At 68.2% G+C, this 18,331-nt stretch carries 20 protein-coding genes; 6 read left to right on the top strand and 14 right to left on the bottom strand.

Annotated features, from left to right (window positions below):
* Positions 1-52 precede the first annotated feature (52 nt).
* The 6 genes from AC3WOH_RS19800 to AC3WOH_RS19825 all read right to left on the bottom strand — a co-directional run bounded on the left by AC3WOH_RS19800 (position 53) and on the right by AC3WOH_RS19825 (position 5,214).
* A complete protein-coding gene (locus AC3WOH_RS19800) occupies positions 53-499 on the bottom strand; it encodes a zinc-ribbon domain containing protein (RefSeq protein ID WP_492231035.1) in 447 nt (148 codons plus the stop codon).
* Between the two features lie 38 nt (positions 500-537).
* The gene (locus tag AC3WOH_RS19805) at positions 538-1,605 is read right to left on the bottom strand and encodes a hypothetical protein (protein ID WP_492231036.1); all 1,068 of its coding nucleotides are present in this window, start codon (positions 1,603-1,605) and stop codon (positions 538-540) included.
* 212 nt (positions 1,606-1,817) lie between these two features.
* On the bottom strand, positions 1,818-2,336 hold the full coding sequence (locus AC3WOH_RS19810; protein ID WP_492231037.1) for a hypothetical protein: 519 nt from the start codon (positions 2,334-2,336) through the stop codon (positions 1,818-1,820).
* Between the two features lie 138 nt (positions 2,337-2,474).
* Positions 2,475-3,008 (bottom strand): cyclophilin-like fold protein, encoded by a 534-nt coding sequence (locus AC3WOH_RS19815; RefSeq protein WP_492231038.1) that lies wholly within the window; start codon positions 3,006-3,008, stop codon positions 2,475-2,477.
* Positions 2,987-4,135 (bottom strand): MFS transporter, encoded by a 1,149-nt coding sequence (locus AC3WOH_RS19820; protein ID WP_492231081.1) that lies wholly within the window; start codon positions 4,133-4,135, stop codon positions 2,987-2,989. Before AC3WOH_RS19820 ends, AC3WOH_RS19815 begins: the two co-directional genes overlap by 22 nt.
* 89 nt (positions 4,136-4,224) lie before the next feature.
* Positions 4,225-5,214 (bottom strand): alpha/beta hydrolase, encoded by a 990-nt coding sequence (locus tag AC3WOH_RS19825; RefSeq protein ID WP_492231082.1) that lies wholly within the window; start codon positions 5,212-5,214, stop codon positions 4,225-4,227.
* Positions 5,215-5,529: 315 nt separating this feature from the next.
* Between AC3WOH_RS19825 and AC3WOH_RS19830 the strand changes: the two genes are divergently transcribed.
* Positions 5,530-6,435, top strand: coding sequence for a LysR family transcriptional regulator (locus AC3WOH_RS19830; RefSeq protein ID WP_492231039.1), 906 nt, complete (start codon positions 5,530-5,532; stop codon positions 6,433-6,435).
* 110 nt (positions 6,436-6,545) lie between these two features.
* Here the strand turns inward: AC3WOH_RS19830 and AC3WOH_RS19835 are convergent, their stop codons facing one another.
* Positions 6,546-6,953, bottom strand: coding sequence for a winged helix-turn-helix transcriptional regulator (locus tag AC3WOH_RS19835; protein ID WP_492231083.1), 408 nt, complete (start codon positions 6,951-6,953; stop codon positions 6,546-6,548).
* A gap of 83 nt (positions 6,954-7,036) precedes the next feature.
* On the opposite strand from AC3WOH_RS19835, the gene AC3WOH_RS19840 reads away from it, so the two are divergent.
* On the top strand, positions 7,037-7,453 hold the full coding sequence (locus AC3WOH_RS19840; protein ID WP_492231040.1) for a DoxX family protein: 417 nt from the start codon (positions 7,037-7,039) through the stop codon (positions 7,451-7,453).
* A 151-nt stretch (positions 7,454-7,604) separates the two neighbouring features.
* Positions 7,605-8,549, top strand: a complete 945-nt coding sequence (locus AC3WOH_RS19845) for a haloalkane dehalogenase (protein ID WP_492231041.1) — start codon at positions 7,605-7,607, stop codon at positions 8,547-8,549.
* Positions 8,550-8,642: 93 nt separating this feature from the next.
* On the opposite strand, the gene proC is transcribed toward AC3WOH_RS19845, so the two are convergent.
* The 7 genes from proC to AC3WOH_RS19880 all read right to left on the bottom strand — a co-directional run bounded on the left by proC (position 8,643) and on the right by AC3WOH_RS19880 (position 15,575).
* On the bottom strand, positions 8,643-9,467 hold the full coding sequence (proC, locus tag AC3WOH_RS19850; protein ID WP_492231042.1) for a pyrroline-5-carboxylate reductase: 825 nt from the start codon (positions 9,465-9,467) through the stop codon (positions 8,643-8,645).
* Positions 9,468-9,526: 59 nt separating this feature from the next.
* Positions 9,527-10,642: an ABC transporter substrate-binding protein gene (locus AC3WOH_RS19855; RefSeq protein WP_492231043.1), complete on the bottom strand. Its 1,116-nt coding sequence runs from the start codon at positions 10,640-10,642 to the stop codon at positions 9,527-9,529.
* Positions 10,643-10,924: 282 nt separating this feature from the next.
* Positions 10,925-11,644, bottom strand: a complete 720-nt coding sequence (locus AC3WOH_RS19860) for an ABC transporter ATP-binding protein (protein WP_492231044.1) — start codon at positions 11,642-11,644, stop codon at positions 10,925-10,927.
* A complete protein-coding gene (locus AC3WOH_RS19865; protein WP_492231045.1) occupies positions 11,641-12,441 on the bottom strand; it encodes an ABC transporter ATP-binding protein in 801 nt (266 codons plus the stop codon). The genes AC3WOH_RS19860 and AC3WOH_RS19865 overlap by 4 nt, the downstream gene beginning before the upstream one ends.
* Before the next feature lie 17 nt (positions 12,442-12,458).
* Positions 12,459-13,346: a branched-chain amino acid ABC transporter permease gene (locus AC3WOH_RS19870; protein ID WP_492231046.1), complete on the bottom strand. Its 888-nt coding sequence runs from the start codon at positions 13,344-13,346 to the stop codon at positions 12,459-12,461.
* A complete protein-coding gene (locus AC3WOH_RS19875) occupies positions 13,339-14,232 on the bottom strand; it encodes a branched-chain amino acid ABC transporter permease (protein WP_492231047.1) in 894 nt (297 codons plus the stop codon). Before AC3WOH_RS19875 ends, AC3WOH_RS19870 begins: the two co-directional genes overlap by 8 nt.
* Positions 14,233-14,465: 233 nt before the next feature.
* Positions 14,466-15,575, bottom strand: coding sequence for an ABC transporter substrate-binding protein (locus tag AC3WOH_RS19880; RefSeq protein ID WP_492231048.1), 1,110 nt, complete (start codon positions 15,573-15,575; stop codon positions 14,466-14,468).
* Positions 15,576-15,866: 291 nt separating this feature from the next.
* On the opposite strand from AC3WOH_RS19880, the gene AC3WOH_RS19885 reads away from it, so the two are divergent.
* The 3 genes from AC3WOH_RS19885 to AC3WOH_RS19895 all read left to right on the top strand — a co-directional run bounded on the left by AC3WOH_RS19885 (position 15,867) and on the right by AC3WOH_RS19895 (position 18,294).
* Positions 15,867-16,559 (top strand): GntR family transcriptional regulator, encoded by a 693-nt coding sequence (locus tag AC3WOH_RS19885; RefSeq protein ID WP_492231049.1) that lies wholly within the window; start codon positions 15,867-15,869, stop codon positions 16,557-16,559.
* A 307-nt stretch (positions 16,560-16,866) separates the two neighbouring features.
* Positions 16,867-17,370 carry a gamma-glutamylcyclotransferase family protein gene (locus AC3WOH_RS19890; protein WP_492231050.1) on the top strand — a complete coding sequence of 168 codons (504 nt, stop codon included), beginning with the start codon at positions 16,867-16,869 and terminating at the stop codon, positions 17,368-17,370.
* Between the two features lie 42 nt (positions 17,371-17,412).
* Positions 17,413-18,294: an ABC transporter substrate-binding protein gene (locus tag AC3WOH_RS19895; RefSeq protein WP_492231051.1), complete on the top strand. Its 882-nt coding sequence runs from the start codon at positions 17,413-17,415 to the stop codon at positions 18,292-18,294.
* The last annotated feature ends 37 nt before the right edge of the window (positions 18,295-18,331 follow it).

An 18,331-nucleotide genomic window follows, 5' to 3' on the forward strand; every position in this document is an offset into this window, starting at 1 on the left:
TCCCTCCCCCCCCCCCCCCCCGCGAGGGCATGCCCACGGCCTCGTCCCCGTGTCAGCCGCCCTCGCCGTCCTGCAGCAGGGCCCGCAGCAGGTGCGTGTTTCCCTCGTCCCGGCGCCCGCCGTACTCCACATGCTGCTGCAGCAGGCCCAGCCAGCACAGCAGAAACGGCGTGTCGGCCTGGCATGCGGCGCGCTCGGCCTGCCAGCGCTGCGCGCAGGCGCGCAGTTCGGCCTCGATCTGCATGCGCGTGGCAAAGCACGCGGCACACAGCACCCGGTCCTGCCAGATGTGGGCCTTGCGCTCTTCGTAGGCAATGCGCTGCTGCAGCGCGGTGAACACCGCCGCCTGCCCGCAGCGCCGGCAAGTGTAGGGGCGGTCGGTGTACTGGTGGTAGTTCGAGGACTCGTATGCGTACGACCGCTGGCTGCTGGCCGACCAGAGGTCGGGGTGGGCGGGCAGCACCGTGGTGGGCAGTGCGGGCTTGTGTTTCTTGGCCATCGGGGCGGCGGGTTGGTGATGCCTTGCGCGGGCAATGCTCAGCGCTTGAGCAGGCCCGTGAGCTTGTCCGCCCGCTCCGACTGGGCCTTGTCCAGAAGGGCCTTGGCCTCCTGCTCACGCTGGCCGGCCGCGACGACCGCGCCCACGAGTGCGCGGTAGCTGTCCAGCATCGCCTGCTCCCGGAACACCAGGTCCGCCGGGGGCCCCGGGTCCAGGAAGTAGCCACGCGGTTGGGCGTCCATCAGGTCGAGGATGGCCGCGATCTTCCCCATCGCCTTGGTCTCGGACGCCTCCAGGGTGTCGATGAATGCGCCGAGCTCGGCGGTCCAGGCGTCGAAGCCCTGGGCCGGCGATCCTGCCATGGCGGCCGGCATCTGCACCTGGGCCGCCTGCACGCCGAGCTTGCCGCGGGCCGTGGCCGCGTGGACCCCGGTCTTGTACTCGGCCATGGCCTGGCGCCAGCGCACGAGCCGGATGCGGGTCTGGGCGCGCAGGCCGGGCGACGCCAGCGACGCGGGTGTCAGCATCTGCCCGGTCTGCAGTGCCGAGACCGCCTTCTGGAAGGCCTCGGCATGGGCGATCAGCTCGCGCGAGTAGGCGGCCTGCGCCAGGATGAGCGGCTCCAGCATCCCGACGTCGGCGGCGCGCACCTCCTGCTCGGTGACGATCGCCCCGGACTGGATCTTGGTGAGCAGCGGGGCAGACCTGGCCAGCGAAGCGATGGCCTGCCGGTCCAGGCTGACTGCGCGATGGGCCTGGTAGTTCACCGTGCCCACGATGACCAGGCAGGCCACCACGGCCGCAAGGCCAGGCGGCGCCTTGCGCGAGAAGTGCAGGAGGGCGTAGGCGACCAGGCCATACGCCAGCCCTTGGCCCAGCCAGTCCGAGAGCAGCACCATGCCAGCGCTGCCGTGGCCCCCGGCATGCACCTGCCAGACCGCCGCGGCCATGCCCAGGCCGAGCACGGCAACAACCGTGACGGCCGTGCGGATACGGCCGCGCCGCCGTTGTCGCTGTTGTTGTTGTTGTTGCTGCTGGCGCGCCACGTCGGGCGCGCCTTCGTGCCCGGCCGCCAGCGCGGCCGGTGTGGTCGATTCGAATGCCATGCCTGGAGAGCTCCCTCGGGTGGGATTGTGGACCAGGTGGGCCTGTCTGCGGGGCGCCGGCACCGGCCTGCATTGCCTTGTCTTGTCTTGTCTTGCCCCGGGGCCGTTCGCGCCTGCGCTCGGTCAGCGACTTCAGGCGGCCCACCCAGGGCCGCAGGAGGGTGGGGCCAGGCGCTGCGGAGGGGAGCGATCAGCGGCCATTCCCCATGGGCTCACGGGCGGGCGCCGTGGCCCTGCAAGGCCTTGCCCCGCTGGAGCAGGGCGTCGATGTCCAGCCCGTTCTCGCGCGTCGTCCAGTTCTTCGGCCAGCATGACGAGTCGCTGCCCAGGTTCAGGCCGGCCCGCATGATGGCGCCGCCAGGGGTATGGAATGCCTTCGCCGTGTAGAACGGCTTGCCAGTCACCGCATCGAAATAGGTGATGGGCTGCTCGCTGATGGGGATGATGAATCCCGTCCGCGCGCGGCTTGTCGAGTCGCCAGACCGCGCGGCCACGACCTGCTGTGCGTCGGGCGCGACCCAGACCTTGGCCTCACGTTCGCACAGCGCGTTGAATTGCCATCGGCCGATGAATTCATCCAGAAACGGCAGGCCAACGACGCATGGAAAGAGCAGCACCGTCCCGGTGGCAGCGAATCGCCCGGGCAGCAGGACGTGGGCCACCTTGCGGGCCACGCGGCCCGCCAGGAAGAGCCAGGTGCCCGCCAAAACAAGAACAATGAGGCCAATCATCCGGTGTGCTCCCCCACTCCCTCGGACTGCAGTGCGCTCCGCGCAGCGTCCGCTTCGCGCCGATGGCCGCTATGCTAGCGCCCTCCTGCCGATCCCCCACTCAACCTTCGCCCAACCCGGCCGCGCGATGGAGAGGCGTCACTCCCGCGAGAATGTGATGCGGGCGCTGCCCTGGCCGAGCGCCTGCGCCAGTCCGTCCGGGTCGTCCACGCGGCCAAGGCGGGTGTACGCATACGCAGACTCGAAGCCCAGGTAGAAAAGGACCAGGGTGTCCGATCCGTACAGCATGAGGTCGCCGTTGCTGATCGTGCCCGGTCGCATTGCGTTGGCGGGCAGTGCCTTGGGCAGCCGGGCGTGCTTCTCATTGCCGTTGAGGTCGGGCATGTCCAGCGTCAGCGGCAACTGGCTGACGAATGCGCGAGCGGCATCGGTATCGGCCACCGTGAGTGTGAAACGGCGGCTGCCGACGGAAAGCTGCATGCGGGTTGCCTTGGAAGTGCCGGATGCCAATGCCGCGTCTGCCTGGCTTGCCAGGGGCGCGCCGGGTCGCGCCTGTCCAGCAGCGTGGTTGTAGCCGAACACCAGGAGTGCGGTGACCAGGCACGCGCCACGCAACTGGGAGGCGTGATGGGTTTTCGCCCTGGGGGTGCTCAAGGGACGGTATTGCGCCATGGGGGTTTCGCGTGGGCTGCACGCGCCGTCAAGACCACGAGGAATGCGCCAACCAGGAGCAGTGCGGCGCTCAAGAGGAAGGTCGCCCGATAGCCGCTGGCATCGAACAGCAGCCCGCCGGCGGTGGAGCCCAGTGCAATGGAGAGCTGCACCACCGCCACCATCAGCCCGCCCCCTGCCTCGGCGTCCTGGGGCAGGGTCTGCGCGATCCATGTCCACCAGCCGACCGGGGCGGCGGTGGCCACCAGGCCCCACAGCCCCAGGAGCAACGCCGTGGCGGACACGGAGCCGCCCAGGGCAGTGAGCAGCACTGCGATGGCGGCCATCAGCACCGGGATGGTCGCCAGGGTGCCATGGAAGGCTGCGTTCAGGAATCGCCCGATGAACAGGGTGCCGGCGAAGCCCGCGATGCCGAGCGCGAGCAGCATGAAGGAGAGCATCGGCACATCGACCCGGGTCACCGCTTCGAGGAACGGCCGCAGGTAGGTGAACAGCGCGAACTGCCCCATGAAGAAGGTGCCCACCGCCAGCATGCCCAGCACGACCGCCCGGTTCTTGAAAAGTCTGAACACGTTGTTGCTGGAACCTGCGCGCGGCAAGGGAGGCATGGTGGGCAGGCTGACCCACTGCCAGGCGAATGCGAGCGCGGCAATGGGCACCAGGCTGAGGAAAGCGCCCCGCCAGCCCACGATGGATGCGAGGTAGCTGCCCAGCGGCGCAGCGATGACCGTTGCCAGCGCGTTTCCCCCGTTGAAGATGGCCAGCGCGCGAGGTACCCCGGACGGCGGAACGAGCTGCATGGCGGTGGCGGCCGACAGGGACCAGAAGCCGCCGACCACCACGCCGATGAGCGCCCGGCCTGCCAGGTACGTGGCGTAGTTCGGTGCAAGGCCGACGACCGCACCGGAAAGGCACATCATCGCCGTCAACGCGAGCAGCAGCGCCTTGCGGTCGATCCGTGCTGCGATCGCCGCAATCGCCAGGCTGGCGAGCACCGCACAGGCGCCCGAGAGGGCGATGCCCTGTCCAGCCATGCCTTCCGTGACGCGCAGGTCCGATGCCATCGGCGTGAGCAGGCTCACGGGCATGAACTCCGACGCGATCAGTGCGAACACGCACAGCGCCATCGCGAAGACCCCGCCCCAGTGCGCAGGCAAAGCCCTGCTGCCCGGGGCTATCGCGCTTTCGGCAGTCACGGCAGTGGTGGGTGCGTTCATCAGGCCTGTGCCTTGGCGAGGTGGCGTCCGAAGAACGACGCCAGCTTGTCCCATGGAATCAGGGTCACCCGGTCGTACAGGTCCACATGGCCGGCACCAGGCACGTAGTGCAGCTCCTTGGGCTCGGCAGCGCGTTGGTAGGCGTCTTCGCTGAACTCCCTGGAGTGGGCCTGGTCGCCGGTGATGAACAGCAGCGGCCGGGGCGAGATGGTCTCGATGTCGTTGAACGGGTAGAAGTTCATGAACTTCACGTTGCTGGCCAGCGTGGGCATGGTCGTGGTCTGCGGCGATGCCCCTATGGGCGTGAACTGGCCGCGCGGGGTGCGGTAGAAGTCGAAGAATTCGCGCTGGATGGGGTGCGTGTCCGCGTTCAGCCTGAGCACCGTGCCGCCGGTGTACTGCACTGCGCCGCCGCTGAACTCCACGTCGCGCTGCGCTGCGGCCGCGGCAATGATCTGCTTGCGCTGCGCGAGCGTCTGCGAGTGGTTGAGCGCATTGCGGTTGGCAGCCCCCATGTCGTACATGCTGACGGTGGCAACGGCCTTCAGGCGCGGGTCGATCTTGGCTGCGCTGATCACGAAGCTGCCGCTGCCGCACACGCCGATGGCGCCGATCTGCTGCCGGTCCACGAAGGCCTGACTGCCCAGGAAGTCGACACCGGCGCTGAAGGTCTCGGCATACATGTCGGGCGACACCGCATTGCGCGGCCGGCCTTCGCTGCCACCCCAGAACGCCAGATCCAGCGACAGGGTCACGAAGCCGCGTTCGGCCATTTTGGTGGCGTACAGATTGGCGCTTTGCTCCTTCACCGCCCCCATGGGATGGCCGACGATGATCGCCGGGGTGCGCTTCTTGCGGTCCAGCGTGCTGGGTACGAACATGGTCCCGGCCACGGTCATCTGGTACTGGTTATTGAAGCTGACTGACTGCACGACGACCTGGTTGCTCGTGTAGAAATTGTCGGCACCGGTGGGTAGCACCGTGCCCATCTTCGGCGCTGCGGCGAATGCCGCGCCGCTCGCCGTCGACAGCATGCCGACCACCGCTGCGCTGGTGCCGGCGATTCTGAGAAACTCGCGCCGCTCGGAGCCCGGGTCGGCTTGCCCGAGGGCTGGGATACGGGTGTGGTCTGCTGGATGGGTCATGGCCTGATTTCCTTGTGCTGGTGGTGCGCCGCGGACGCTTGCGCTGTGGCCCGCAGGCTTGCCAGCAAGTGTGCCGATCAGGCCGGCTGTTGACTAGGTAATGAATGCTTAATACATTTATTAGCAAAGCGACAAAGTGATGGATGGAGGAAGAAGGCGATGCCACGGCGCAATTTCAACGACCTGCTGGCCTTTGTGACGGTCGCGCGGGAGGGCAGCTTCACGCGCGCCGCAGGCACGCTGGGGGTCACCCAGTCCGCCCTCAGCCAGGCCATCCGCGGGCTGGAGGAGGGGCTGCAGATCCGCTTGCTGGCGCGCACCACCCGCAGTGTCGCGCCGACAGCCGCCGGCGAGCGGCTCATGAAGGCCATCGGGCACCGCTTTGCGGAAATCGAGGCGGAACTCGATGCGCTCACGGAGCTGCGCGACAAGCCCGCAGGCACCGTGCGCATCACCTGCGGCGACAACGTGCTGCACACGGTGCTGCTGCCCAAGCTCACGCCATTGCTGCGCGAGTACCCCGAGATCAAGCTGGAGTTCGACGTGGACTATGGCTTTCGGGACATCGTGGCAGACCGCTTCGACGCGGGTGTGCGGTTGGGCAACACCATCGACAACGACATGATCGCCGTGCCCATCGGTCCGCCGCTGCAAATGGCGGTGGTCGCCTCCCCCGCGTACTTCGCAGCCAACCCCCTTCCCAAGACGCCGGCGGACCTCCTCAAGCACCAGTGCATCAACCAGCGCATGCCGACTTCGGGTGGGCTGTATGTCTGGGATTTCGAGAAGCGCGGCAGAAAAATGAACGTCCGCGTTGACGGACCGCTGATCTTCAACACTGCCCCTCCACAGGTCGACGCGGCGCTGGCCGGCCTGGGCATTTCTCTGCTGCCCGAAGATGAGTTGACACAGCACATCGAATCCGGGCGGCTGGTGCGCGTGCTCCAGGACTGGTGCCCCAAGTTCGCCGGCTACCACCTGTATTACCCCAGCAAGCGCCAACCGTCGCCCGCCTTCTCGCTGGTGGTGAAGGCGTTGCGCTACAGCGGTTCACGAGTGACCTGACGACCTGACTTCCTCCGGGGCGGGCCGGCCTGGATGGGCAAGGCCCGCCGCGAACGGATACTGACAGCGTGCCTGCGCTGCTGCTGCGGCGGCGGCGGCGGCGGCAATGGTCACCGCTTCTTGGATGCGGCGGGCGATGATGGTGCCCGGCCACGCCCAGCCGCCTTTGCCGGCACGCTGTGCCCGTACTCGGTCCACCAGTCCATCAGCGCCTTCATCGTCGGCCCCAGTCCGCGGGCCTTTTGCGTCATCTCGTATTCCACGCGCGGCGGTACCTCTGCAAACACGGTGCGCGATACCAGTCCATCGGCCTCCAGCTCGCGCAACTGTGCGGTCAGCATGTGCTGGGTGATGCCCGGAATGGCCTTGCGCAGTTCCCCAAAGCGGTAGATCCGCTGGTTGAGCAGCCACATGATTTCCAGCTTCCATTTGCCCGAAAGCAGGGCGAACGCGCGGCGCATTTCCTCGTGCATGTTGATTCCGGCGCCGTCATTGGTATGGTTTTTCGTACTAGCCATCACTTTTTCATCCTACTTTTCAATATTCATCATAGGTGACATCCTCGCTGCGTGTCCAACTTCATGCCAATCAGCACCACGCCATGGCTCCTACCACCCTCTACTGGGCGTCCACCGCTCTCCTCTCGCTGCTTTATTTCGCCTCTGCAGCCATGTACATCGCCAAAGGCGAGTTCGTCCGCAAGGCGCAGGCGGAATTGGGCTACTCAGCCCCGCTGCTCGTGCCATTCATGATCGCCATCAAGCTGCTGGGGCCGCTGGCGATCCTGTGGCACTTCAACGTGGCGCTCAGCGATCTCGCATACGCCGGCATGCTCTTTCACCTGGTCTTGTCCGGCCTGGCGCACCTGGGTGTTCGCAAGCCCCAGGGCGCCGTTCCCGCAGCGGCCGGGCTCCTGTTGCTGGTCGCGTCCTTCGCGACACAGAACGCCGCCCGCGAAATGCAATCGCCGTATGCACCTGTACCAGCAGGGGTGGCGATCCAGATGCCCCAGAAGTAACGGAGATTCCCATGACCGACCCAACGTGGGGTGGCATTGACCGCCTCGTGAACAAGGCCTGCGGCCCGTCTACGGTGATCGACCGTTGCACCGAACCGTTTCAGCGCGCCTGCGCTCAGGCGCACCCCCTGCGAATCGATGGGAGACCCGAATGAGCCAGTTTCACGCCAAGTTCTCGGAGCAGCCGTTGGCAGCGAAGAAGTACCTCGACATCCATGGGCACAGGATGGCCTACATCGATGAAGGCGAAGGTGCACCCATCATCTTCCAGCACGGCAACCCGGCGTCTTCCTACCTGTGGCGCAATGTGATGCGGCACCTCCAGGGACAGGGGCGCTTGATCGCTGCGGACTTCATGGGAATGGGCGATTCCGAGAAGCTCGATCCGGCACTTGGCGCATCGCGCTACAGCTTCGAAGCGCAGCGCAAGTACCTGCACGGCCTGTGGGAGGCTCTGGACCTTGGCAACGAGGTGATCCTGGTGCTGCACGACACGGGCTCGATGTTCGGTTTCGACTGGGCGAGGCAGCACAGCGGCCGCGTCCAGGGCATTGCCTACATGGAATCCATCGTCGCCCCGCTGCTCGTATCCGACTTTCCCGAGAGCGTGCAGGCGCAGATCAGGAACCTGACGCCCCAAGGACTGGAAGCCAGTTTGCAGGGCCTGGACTTTCTCGAAGGGTTTCTGCTCGGCGCGCGTGAATTCTCCGAGGTGGAGAAGGCGCATTACCGCGCTCCCTTTCTGCAACCCGGTGAGGGCCGCAGGCCCCTGATCTCGTTCGACTTGCCGATCCAAGGCCAGCCTGCGCACACCGTGAAGATCGCTGAGGACTATGCGCGCTGGCTTGGCCAGAGCGAGGTCCCCAAGCTGCTCATCCGGGCCGAGCCCGGCTATCTGCTGAGCAATCGCCTGTACGACATCGCCAGAACCTGGCCCCACCAGACCGAGGTGGTGGTCAAAGGCGGTCACTACATCCAGGAGACCGCGGCGGATGAGGTGGGTGCGGCGATCGCCGATTTCGTGCGCGGCCTGCGCCGCCAAGGCCCAAGGTGCGCGCCGCTTGATGCATCGGGAGGCCTGGTTTCAGGGGGGTGAACTTCAACAGCCGGTTGGGGCCTGTCCGGCGCCGACCCTGGGCGGGGCCGACATCCAGATGGGCTCTGGGGCCAGCGTGCGCCCATGCCCCACTCAGCCCTCGCCCAGCTCGTGCGCGCGCTGGCGGGCTGCCCACATGGCGCGTTCGAATTTTTCGGCCACGCCGTCCTGCTCCAGGGACTGCAGGGCCGCCGAGGTGGTGCCGCCCTTGGAGGTGACCCGCTCGCGCAGGGTGGCGGGGGCCTCGTGCGAGCTGCGTGCCAGTTCGGAGGCGCCCACGAAGGTGCCCACGGCGAGCTGGTGGGCCTGCTCGGCCGACAGGCCCATGGCGGTGCCCGCGCGCGCCATGGCTTCGAGGAAGTAGAACACGTAGGCCGGGCCCGAGCCCGACAGCGCGGTGACGGCATCGAGCTGCTCTTCGCGCTCCACCCAGAGCAGCTCGCCGGTGCTCGCCATGATGGCCTGGACCTCCTGGCGTTCGCTGGCCGACACGGCGGGGCGCGCGTACAGCGCGCTCATGCCCTTGCCCACGATGGCCGGGGTGTTGGGCATGGTGCGCACCACGCGCTCGCTGGCGAGCCACTGGGCGATGCGCTCGGAGCGGATGCCGGCGGCCACGCTCAGGTGCAGGGCGCCCTGGGTGTGGGCGCGGGCCTGGGCGGCGGCGCCCTCGAAGGCCTGGGGCTTGACGGCCCAGACCACGGTGCGCGCGCGCTGCAGCGCCGGGCCGGCCTCGGGCAGCGCCGCGATGCCGTACTGGGCATGCAGGGCCTCGCGCGCGGGCGCCCAGGGCTCGACGACCTCGATCTGGCTTGCGGGGTGGCCCTGGCGCACCAGGCCGCCGATGATGGCGCTGGCCATGTTGCCGCCGCCCATGAAGGCGATGGTGGGAAGGGAAACGGTAGTGGGGAGGGACATGGAAAGCGGGGGGTGTTGTTGTGGTTGTGTTTGTGGAAGGCGTTGGCGGCGGCTGCGCATCACTCCATCACCCGGCCATTGCTGCGGTAGATGCCCAGCGAGGTGTAGCGCGAGGCCACCTGCCGGCCCGCTGGCAAGGCCAGGGTGAAGTCGCCGAGGTCCACGCCCAGGCCGCGCTCCAGCGCCTTGCGCACCCCGGCAGGCGATGGGTCGTCGCCGGCGGCACGCAGGGCCTCCACGGCAAAGCGCAGGTTGATGCAGCCCTCCAGGCTCAGCAGCGAGGGGCTGGCGTCGCCCGCGCGGGCCAGGCTGGCCTGGTAGTCGCGCACCACGCGGCGCGCGCCGTTCCAGGGGCTGGGGTAGAGCATGGAAGTCATGATGCCGGCCACCTTGTGCTGCAGCCGGTCGGTCAGCACGCGGCCGCCCACCACATTGAGCACCGCCACACGCGCGCCCGGGCCGGCGGCGCCCTGGTAGGCCGCGATGAAGGCGGGCGCTGCCTGGCCCGCGGCGATCAGCACCACGGCATGGGGCTGCGCGCGCTGCACCTGGGCCACCGTCTCCGGCAGAGCACCGAGCTGGATCTCCGCGGGCTGGCGGCCCGCAAAGGCCTTGCGCGCGCTGTCGAGCCCGGCGCGGCCGAAAGGGTTGTCCTGGTAGACCAGGGCCACCCTGTCCATGCCGATGGTGGGCAGGATGCGCGCAAAGCCCTCGAACTCGTCGCCATTGCCGGCCTTGGTGTGGAACACCCAGCGGCTGCCGGGCAGCGACTCCTGGCGCAGCAGGTCGGCGCCGCTGGAGACACCGACCACCGGCACCTTGAGTTCCGCCAGCACCGGCTGCAGCGCCTGCAGCGAGCCCGTGCCCACCAGGTTCACGAAGGCGGCGATGCCCTTGGCCGCCAGCGTGCGCGCATTCGCCACCGCGCGCTCGGGCTCGTAGCCATCGTCGAGGTAGTGGATGGCCACCGGCCGCCCGCGCACGCCACCAGCGGCGTTGATGCTGGCCAGGCAGGCGTCGGCGCCCTTGCGGTACTCCTGCCCGTACTCGGCAAAGGCGCCGCTGAATGGCGCCGTCGTGCCCAGCTGGATGGGCGCAAGGGAGGCCTGGGCATGCAGCCCCGCGGGCGTCAGCGCCCACAGCAGGACCTGGATGGAGAGACGGGCAAGCAGCATGGGCAACTCCTTGAAGCGCAAACGGACAAGAACAGAGGGGGATGGCGAAGTGCAGCGGCTCATACGGATTCAAGGCGGACCAACGACGTTAGACGGTTGAAGGCGAATCCGTATCGGTTATTCATTGCGCTGCGCGCCACCCGTGACGCATGAAGCTGGCGCGGCCCAAGCCAGTGCTCCCGTGCAAGGGCCGCCCCGCCGCACCGGGAGCGTCCCCCTCCCAGATTGCGAAGCAATATGAGAGAGGGGGAAGGCGCGAAGCGACTCAGGGGGTGTTTCACTTCAGTGGGCGCGGCCGCCCAGGTAGAGCTCGCGCACCTTCTCGTCGCGTATCAGCGCGCCGGCCTCGCCGGTGAGCGCCACCGCGCCCATGGAGAGCACGTAGGCGCGGTCGGAGATGCGCAGCGCCTCCATGGCGTTCTGCTCCACCATGAGGATGGTCACGCGCTCCTGGTTGCGCACATGCACGATGGCGTCGAACACCTCGTGCAGCACCTTGGGCGAGAGGCCGGCGGACGGTTCGTCGAGCAGCAGGATGCCGGGGCGCGGCATCAGCGCGCGCGCCAGCGCCAGGATCTGCCGCTCGCCGCCCGACATCGACGCCGCGCGCGCATCCAGCTTGCGCGCCAGCACCGGGTAGAGCGCGCACAGCTCGTCCATGCGCCGCGCGCACTCGGCCTTGGGCAGGTAGTGGCCGCCCACCTGCAGGTTCTCGCGGATGGTCAGCGCGCTGAAGACGTTGTCCGTCTGCGGCACGAAGCCCAGGCCGCAGTGGCGGATCTTGCGGTGCACGGGGATCTGCGAGACATCCTCGCCGCGCAGCGTGATGCGCCCGCTGCGCGGCAGCAGGTAGCCGGCGATGGTCTTGAGCAGCGTGCTCTTGCCGCAGCCGTTGGGCCCCAGCAGGGTCACGATCTCCGCGCCCCGGGCCTGCAGGCTCATGCCGCGCAGGATGTCGATCTCGGCCGAGTAGCCGGCCACGACGTTGTCGATGTCAATCATGCGGCCTCCACAGCCGAAGGGGTGGATGGGGTGGTGGTGGCCGCCGCAGTGCCCAGGTAGGCCTGCAGCACGCGCTCGTTGCGGGCCAGCTCGTCGGGGCGGCAGCTGGCGACGATCTCGCCGCGGTCGAGCACCACGCAGCGCGTGCAGACCTCGCGGATGAAGTGCATGTCGTGCTCCACGATCACCAGGGTCATGCCCTGGGCGTTGAGCCGCTGCAGCGCGGCCACGATGTCGCGGCGCAGGTTGGGGTGCACGCCGGCGGTGGGCTCGTCCAGCAGCAGCATGCGCGGCCGCGCCATGAGCGCGCAGACAATGCCCAGGAGCTTTTTCTGCCCGCCCGACAGGGCCGAGGCCGGAAGGTCGCGCACAGGGGTCAGCAGCAGCTCGTGCAGCAGCTGTGTGGCGCGCTCGCGCGCATCGCCCTCGGCCTGGCGCGCACCGGGCGTGTTGAGCAGCGTGTCCCAAACCCCGTGGTGCGCCGTGGCGGCGGCCATGGCCACCTCCATCACCGACATCTTGGTGGGCATGGAGGGCAACTGGAAGGTGCGCGCCATGCCGGTGCGCACGATGCGGTGCGCGGCCAGCCGCTCGATGGCGGCGCCGTCGAAGTGCACGCTGCCCGCATCCACCGGCGTGAAGCCGGTGATGGCATTGAGCAGCGTGCTCTTGCCCGAGCCGTTGGGCCCGAGCAGGCCGACGATCTCGCACTGCGCGATCTGCAGGTTCACGTCCGACAGGACCTGGTTGCCGCCGAAGGCCTTGGCAACGGAGCGGACTTCAAGGAATGCATTCATGGGTGCGGTACGGGTCGTCATGGCATCTTTCGCAGCTTCTCGGGCACCAGGCCCTCGCTGCGCCACAGCAGGCAGGCCAGCAGGATCAGGCCGATGAGGCCCAGGCGCAGCGCGCCGGCCAGGTCGGAGCTGAAGTGGAAGTAGTCCTTGGCAAAGGGCACCAGGGCATAGGCGCCCTGCACCAGCACCACACCGCAGAGCACGCCGGCGGTGTTGCCCATGCCGCCGATCATCAGCATGGTCCACAGCAAGAAGGTCTCGGAGGCCACCATGTAGTCCGGCCCCGCAAAGCTCATGTAGTGCGCGTACAGCGAGCCCGCCAGCGCGGTGACGGCGGCGCCGGCCATGAGGGCCCGGCTCTTGAGCGAGAGCAGGTCGTAGCCCATGCAGACCGCCAGCTGCGGCTCCTCGCGCGCCAGGCGCAGGGCGCGCCCGAAGCGGCCATTGGCCAGGCGCCGCAGCAGCAGCGCGCACGCGGCCACCAGCGCCAGCACCAGGGCCAGGAAGGCCAGCGCGCTCCAGGGCCGGCCCAGCCCGTCGAACAGCGCCGGGATGGCGCTGATGCCATTGGCCCCGCCGGTGAGCCAGTCCTCGTTGGTGGCCACGGTGCGCAAAATCTCGGCGATGGCCAGGGTGGCGATGCCCCAGTAGTCCGAGCCGAGCTGGCGGCCCAGGCGCGCGATGCACCAGCCCAGCAGCATGGCCACGAGCACGCCGCAGCCCGCGCCGGCCAGCGGCGACCAGCCGGCCTGCACGGCGATGCCCGTGGCATAGGCGCCGATGCCGGCGAACGCGATGTGGCCGAAGTTGAGCAGGCCGGCATAGCCCGCCTGCAGGTTCAGGCCCAGGGCCATCAGGCCGTAGATGCCGGCGATGGTGGCGGTGGAGATCAGGAAGTCAAACACGGCGCACCTCGCGGTCGAACAGGCCGTAGGGCTTGAAGAGCAGGGCCAGCAGCAGGATCAGGAACGCGCCGGCGCTGAGGTAGGCAATCGGCAGGAAGGCCAGCGGCTTGCCCACCAGCCAGCCGAAGTTCAGGTTGGTGACCAGGGTCTCGGTCAGCGCGATCAGCGCCGCACCGGCCACCGCGCCCAGCGGGTTGCCCAGGCCACCCAGGATGGCGGCGGCAAACACCGGCAGCAGCAGGTCGTGGCCCAGGTTGATGTGGGCACCGGTCGACAGGGCCAGCAGGCTGCCGCCCAGGCCGGCGATGGCGCCACTCGCAAAATTGACCAGGCGCGTGATGCCCTCGGCATTCAGGCCCGAGGCCGCGGCCAGCGCCGGGTTGGTCGACAGCGCCCGCATGGCGCGACCGGTGCGCGTGCAGAACAGCAGCAGCGTGAACAGCGCCAGCAGCACGGCGGTGGTGGCCATGGCGGCGATCTGCGTGTGCGACAGGCGCACGCCGCCCAGCACCACGGGCTCGGTGATCGGCAGGTTGAACATGCGCGGGAACGAGCCCGCCACGCCCTGCGCGCCGGCCACGACCAGCATGGCCACGGCGAGCGAGCCGATCATGGCGATGGCCGGGCCCGAGCGCAGCAGGCGGCGGAACACCAGCAGGTGCAGCATCAGCGTGAGCAGGCCCGTGAGGCCGCAGGCGATGGTGATCGCCAGCGGCAGCGGCAGCCCCCAGGCGAACAGGGCATGGGTGGCGTAGGCGCCCAGCATGGCGTACTGCACATGCGCGATGTTGGGGAACTTGACCAGGCCGTAGACGGTGCTCAGGCCCAGCGCGACGAGCGCCAGGTCCGAGGCACGCAACAGCGTGTCGAAGAGAAGTTGGAGCATGGAAACGGATCGGTGGAGCCGGCCGCGCGCGCACCATGGCGCGGCGGGCCGGGCATCAGGGGATGCCGCGCCCGTTCAGGGGCGCGGCGTGGGGGCTCAGAGCGGAGAACAAAACTCAGCGAAGCGGTTCTGGCTAGGCGCTGCACATCAGATTTCTTCTTGCAGGCAGTACGGTCAGTACGACAAGACGCGGCAACGACGCCAGAAGAGTTTTGTTCGCCGCTCCAAAGCGATCAGCGCGGCACGACCTTGCCGTCGTACTTGAGCTTGGCGTAGGGCGGGTCGGTGCGCTGGCGCTCGGCGTCGAAGACGATGGGGCCGGTCACGCCCACATAGCCGCCCTTGCCCAGCTCCTTGAGCGCGGCCTGCACGGCGGCGGTGTCGGTGGACCTGGCCTTGTTCATCGCGGCGGCCGTCATGAGCACGGCGTCGTAGGCGTAGCCGGTGTACGAGGTCTTCATGCCCTCCTTGTACTTGGCGGCAAAGGCGTCGGCATAGGCCTTGCCCGCGGCGCCGTAGACCGAGCCCACCTCCATGCCCAGCTGGCCCTTGGCGATCTCGGGCGCGGTGTCGGACAGGCTCATCGAGATCAGGATCGCGTACCAGGGCTTGCTGCGCAGGCCCAGCTCCAGGGCCTCGCGGTTGATCACGGCCGATTCCTGGCCGTAGGCGGTGTAGATGTAGGCGTCGGGGTTGCTGCGCGACATCTGCTGCAGCTCGCGCCGGTAGGTGGACTGGCCGGCGGTGTACAGCACCTCGGTCACGACCTTGCCGCCGAGCTTCTCGAACTCCTGCTTGAAGCCGTGCACCACGCCCTGGCCGTAGGCATTGTTGGGCGCCACCATGGCCACGTTGCGGTAGCCCAGGTCCCACACGTCCTTCGAGGAGAACTGGTTGCCCTTGTCCTCCAGGCCGATCAGGTTGAACGAGCTGGCGCCCAGCTCGCGGATCTTCACGCTGGTGCTGGCGATGTTGATGTGGGCCACGCCCTCCTTCACCAGGTACTGCGCCATGGGCAGGGTGATGCCCGAGGAGTACTCGCCGATCACCACGGGCACCTTGTCCACGCTGACCAGCTTGCGCGCCGCGTTCAGCGCCGTGGTGGCGTTGCCGCCCGAGTCTTCCACGACCACGCTGAACTTCTTGCCCAGCACGCCGCCGTCGGCGTTCACCTTGTCCACCGCCAGGGCGACCGCGCGGCGCACGTCTTCGCCCACCGTGGCGTTGGCGCCCGTGAGCGAGAGCACGGCGCCCATCTGCACGGTGTCCTGCGCCAGCGCATGTGCGCCGACGGCCAGGCTGAAGGCGAACGCCATGGGCGCTCGGAGGGTTCGAAATTTCATGGACATGGAGGCTCCGTAGGTAGGTAAGTAGGTAGTCGCTGAAGGGATGCCGGCTCGCGCCGGATGCACGGGGTGCAGGGGGATGCCTGAAGGAGCGCCCGCGCGAATCGGCCCTGGGGGGGCAGGCGCCCCGCCTTTTCTTCCAAAAAAGTAGCCAAACACCACTTCTTTGAAACCAATTCGACTTGCTTAAGATCCAACAAATCATCGATTGGATCCAATTCTATACATACGGATCCAATATGACAATGGCGTGTGCAGCCGCACCCCAAGTTCTGATCCAATAGCGCCATGAGATCCCGCACCCCCAAACCGCTTGCGTTGCACCAGGTCATTCGCGACGCGCTGCGCCACGACATCCTGGGCGGCAAGCTCCCGGCCGGCCACCAGTTGCGCCAGGACGCGCTGGCCACGCAGTTCAACGCCAGCCGCATCCCCGTGCGCGAGGCGCTGCGCCAGCTCGAATCGGAAGGCCTGGTGGTGCACCACCTGAACCGCGGCGCCGTGGTGGCGGGCATGAACGTGCAGCAGATCTGCGAGCTGCTGGACATCCGCGTGGCGCTGGAATGCCACGCCGCGCGCCTGGCCGTGCCCAACATGGTGGAGCGCGACTTCGAGGCCATGGAGCGCATCCTGGACGACTACAGCCGTTCCGACGTGGTCAGCGACTGGGCCGAGTACAACCGCCAGTTCCACCTGGCGCTGTCGGCCCCGGCCAACAACATGCGCCTCAAGCGGCTGATCGAGGAGTACTGCCTGAACACCGACCGCTACACCCACCTGGCCATGTCCAAGGCCACGGGCAAGGACAAGCCGCAGTCCGACCACTACCAACTGGTGGCCGCCTGCCGCGCGCGCGACGTGGGCAAGGTGGTGGCGCTGCTCGAAGAGCACATCGACAACACCCGCAAGGAGCTGCTGGCCACCGCGCGCGAGCAGCAGATGCAGGGCGGCGACGGCCAGGCGCTGCTGCAGCTCGCTTGAGCCGGGCCGGGCCGGCGCACCCCCGGGCGGGCTGCACCAGCCGCGCGCGGCGCCGCGCCGAAAGCGTGCGCCGCTGACCCAGGGCGGTGCGCGGCACCGCGGGTGCAGCGCTTCGGGAAAACACCGGGGCTGGGTTTTTCTTCTTCGTATATCTTCTCGTATACGAATGAAATGTGCGTGACGCAGACCGACTGCCACCCATGTGGCCGCACTGGCACAGGTCTTGCGATCAACATATACGAAGAGATATACCGATCCAACCCACCGCCTCGCAAGAGGCATCTTCCCTGCTGAAAGAAAGCGACCCATGCTCTACTACTTTGCCTACTGCACCTGGCTCAACGACCCCGAGATCCGCCGCTACTGGCCCACCACCAAAGCCATCACCAAGGCCCATGCGGCCAACCACCGCCTGCAGTTCCATGCCGCCAGCGAGCGCAGCGACCGCGGCTGGTGCCACCTGAACGGCGTATCGGACGCCGTGGGCCACAACGCCCTGGGCGTGGTGTTCGAGCACGAGCCCCACCAGCTCAACGAGGACTACGACGACTTCGAGCGCTTCTTCCTCACCGTGCACGGCGAGGACGGCAAGGCCTACGACTGCTGGACCTACCGCCTGTCCAAGCCCGGCATGGCCATGCGCCCGCCCAACTTCTACTGGGAGCACATCCCCACGGGCCTGGCGGCCTGGCAATTCCCGGCCGCGTACATCGCCTCGGTGCAGGCGACGTTCGACGCCGCGGCACCTTGCCCGCGCGCCGACCGCCCCAACCCCTCGGCCATTCCGGGCAAGTCCGCCGAAAGCCGCTGAGCCGCCGCCCACCCCCCTGCGCGTACCACAAAGGACCTCTCCATGCGTTTCCTGAAGCGACCCTTTTGCAGCGGCCTGCTCATGCTGGCGGCCGCCATTCCACTCCTGGCCCAGGCCCAGGCGGCCCGGCCCCTGGCCGCGGAGCTGCCGGCGGAGATCAAGGCGCGCGGCGTGCTCCGGGTGGGCTCGCAGCAGACCTTTCCGCCCATCGAGTTCCGCGAGCCGGGCAAGAGCGAGGTCACCGGCGCCAGCCGCGACCTGCTGGCCGAGGTGGCGCAGCGCCTGGGGCTGCGGCTCGAGTTCGTGCAGGCCGAGTACTCGGCGCTGATCCCCGGCCTGGAAGCCGACCGCTTCGACCTGGCCTCGGGCGGCATCAGCGACACCGAGGAGCGCGAGCAGAAGGTGGACTTCGTGAACTACCTGTTCTCGGGCGGCAGCATCCTGGCGCTGGCGGCCAACAAGGAGCGGCTCGACACCATCGACGACTTCTGCGGCAAGGGCGTGGCCACGCTGCTGGGCAGCCGGGTCATCATGGCGCAGGTGGAAGCGGCCTCCGAGCGCTGCGTGAAGGCCGGCAAGCCGGCCATCCGCGCGGAGCAGCTGCCCTCGGCGCCCGACGCGCGCATGCAGCTGGACCTGCGCCGTGTGGACGGCTACCTGGGCGACTTCCCGGCCCTGGTGTACATGGGCCAGCAGTTCGAGGGCCGCTACCGCATCGTCGGCGGCAACTACATGCTCACGCAGTACATCACCTCCTGGGGCTTCGCCAAGAACCGCACCGCCCTGCGCGATGCGGTGCAAAAGGCCACCCAGTCCATGCTGGACGACGGCAGCTACAAGAAGCTGCTCGACAAATGGGGCGTGGGTGGTGCGGCTTTGCCAGCCATCAGCGTCAACCTGCCGGCTTCCAAGCGCAATAAATAAGCCCCCGGGGGCGGTCCGCGCCGCCCCCGCGTTGCCC

The sequence above is a fragment of the Acidovorax sp. FW305-C-20-28 genome, from assembly GCF_058783375.1.

What these genes read in the sequence shown, in the direction of transcription:
- AC3WOH_RS19800 (WP_492231035.1), bottom strand. Translation starts at nt 499, where the DNA reads ATGGCCAAGAAACACAAGCCCGCACTGCCCACCACGGTGCTGCCCGCC.
- AC3WOH_RS19805 (WP_492231036.1), bottom strand. Translation starts at nt 1,605, where the DNA reads ATGGCATTCGAATCGACCACACCGGCCGCGCTGGCGGCCGGGCACGAA.
- AC3WOH_RS19810 (WP_492231037.1), bottom strand. Translation starts at nt 2,336, where the DNA reads ATGATTGGCCTCATTGTTCTTGTTTTGGCGGGCACCTGGCTCTTCCTG.
- AC3WOH_RS19815 (WP_492231038.1), bottom strand. Translation starts at nt 3,008, where the DNA reads ATGGCGCAATACCGTCCCTTGAGCACCCCCAGGGCGAAAACCCATCAC.
- AC3WOH_RS19820 (WP_492231081.1), bottom strand. Translation starts at nt 4,135, where the DNA reads ATGGCGCTGTGCGTGTTCGCACTGATCGCGTCGGAGTTCATGCCCGTG.
- AC3WOH_RS19825 (WP_492231082.1), bottom strand. Translation starts at nt 5,214, where the DNA reads ATGGGCACGGTGCTACCCACCGGTGCCGACAATTTCTACACGAGCAAC.
- AC3WOH_RS19830 (WP_492231039.1), top strand. Translation starts at nt 5,530, where the DNA reads ATGCCACGGCGCAATTTCAACGACCTGCTGGCCTTTGTGACGGTCGCG.
- AC3WOH_RS19835 (WP_492231083.1), bottom strand. Translation starts at nt 6,953, where the DNA reads ATGGCTAGTACGAAAAACCATACCAATGACGGCGCCGGAATCAACATG.
- AC3WOH_RS19840 (WP_492231040.1), top strand. Translation starts at nt 7,037, where the DNA reads ATGGCTCCTACCACCCTCTACTGGGCGTCCACCGCTCTCCTCTCGCTG.
- AC3WOH_RS19845 (WP_492231041.1), top strand. Translation starts at nt 7,605, where the DNA reads ATGAGCCAGTTTCACGCCAAGTTCTCGGAGCAGCCGTTGGCAGCGAAG.
- proC (WP_492231042.1), bottom strand. Translation starts at nt 9,467, where the DNA reads ATGTCCCTCCCCACTACCGTTTCCCTTCCCACCATCGCCTTCATGGGC.
- AC3WOH_RS19855 (WP_492231043.1), bottom strand. Translation starts at nt 10,642, where the DNA reads ATGCTGCTTGCCCGTCTCTCCATCCAGGTCCTGCTGTGGGCGCTGACG.
- AC3WOH_RS19860 (WP_492231044.1), bottom strand. Translation starts at nt 11,644, where the DNA reads ATGATTGACATCGACAACGTCGTGGCCGGCTACTCGGCCGAGATCGAC.
- AC3WOH_RS19865 (WP_492231045.1), bottom strand. Translation starts at nt 12,441, where the DNA reads ATGAATGCATTCCTTGAAGTCCGCTCCGTTGCCAAGGCCTTCGGCGGC.
- AC3WOH_RS19875 (WP_492231047.1), bottom strand. Translation starts at nt 14,232, where the DNA reads ATGCTCCAACTTCTCTTCGACACGCTGTTGCGTGCCTCGGACCTGGCG.
- AC3WOH_RS19880 (WP_492231048.1), bottom strand. Translation starts at nt 15,575, where the DNA reads ATGAAATTTCGAACCCTCCGAGCGCCCATGGCGTTCGCCTTCAGCCTG.
- AC3WOH_RS19885 (WP_492231049.1), top strand. Translation starts at nt 15,867, where the DNA reads ATGAGATCCCGCACCCCCAAACCGCTTGCGTTGCACCAGGTCATTCGC.
- AC3WOH_RS19890 (WP_492231050.1), top strand. Translation starts at nt 16,867, where the DNA reads ATGCTCTACTACTTTGCCTACTGCACCTGGCTCAACGACCCCGAGATC.
- AC3WOH_RS19895 (WP_492231051.1), top strand. Translation starts at nt 17,413, where the DNA reads ATGCGTTTCCTGAAGCGACCCTTTTGCAGCGGCCTGCTCATGCTGGCG.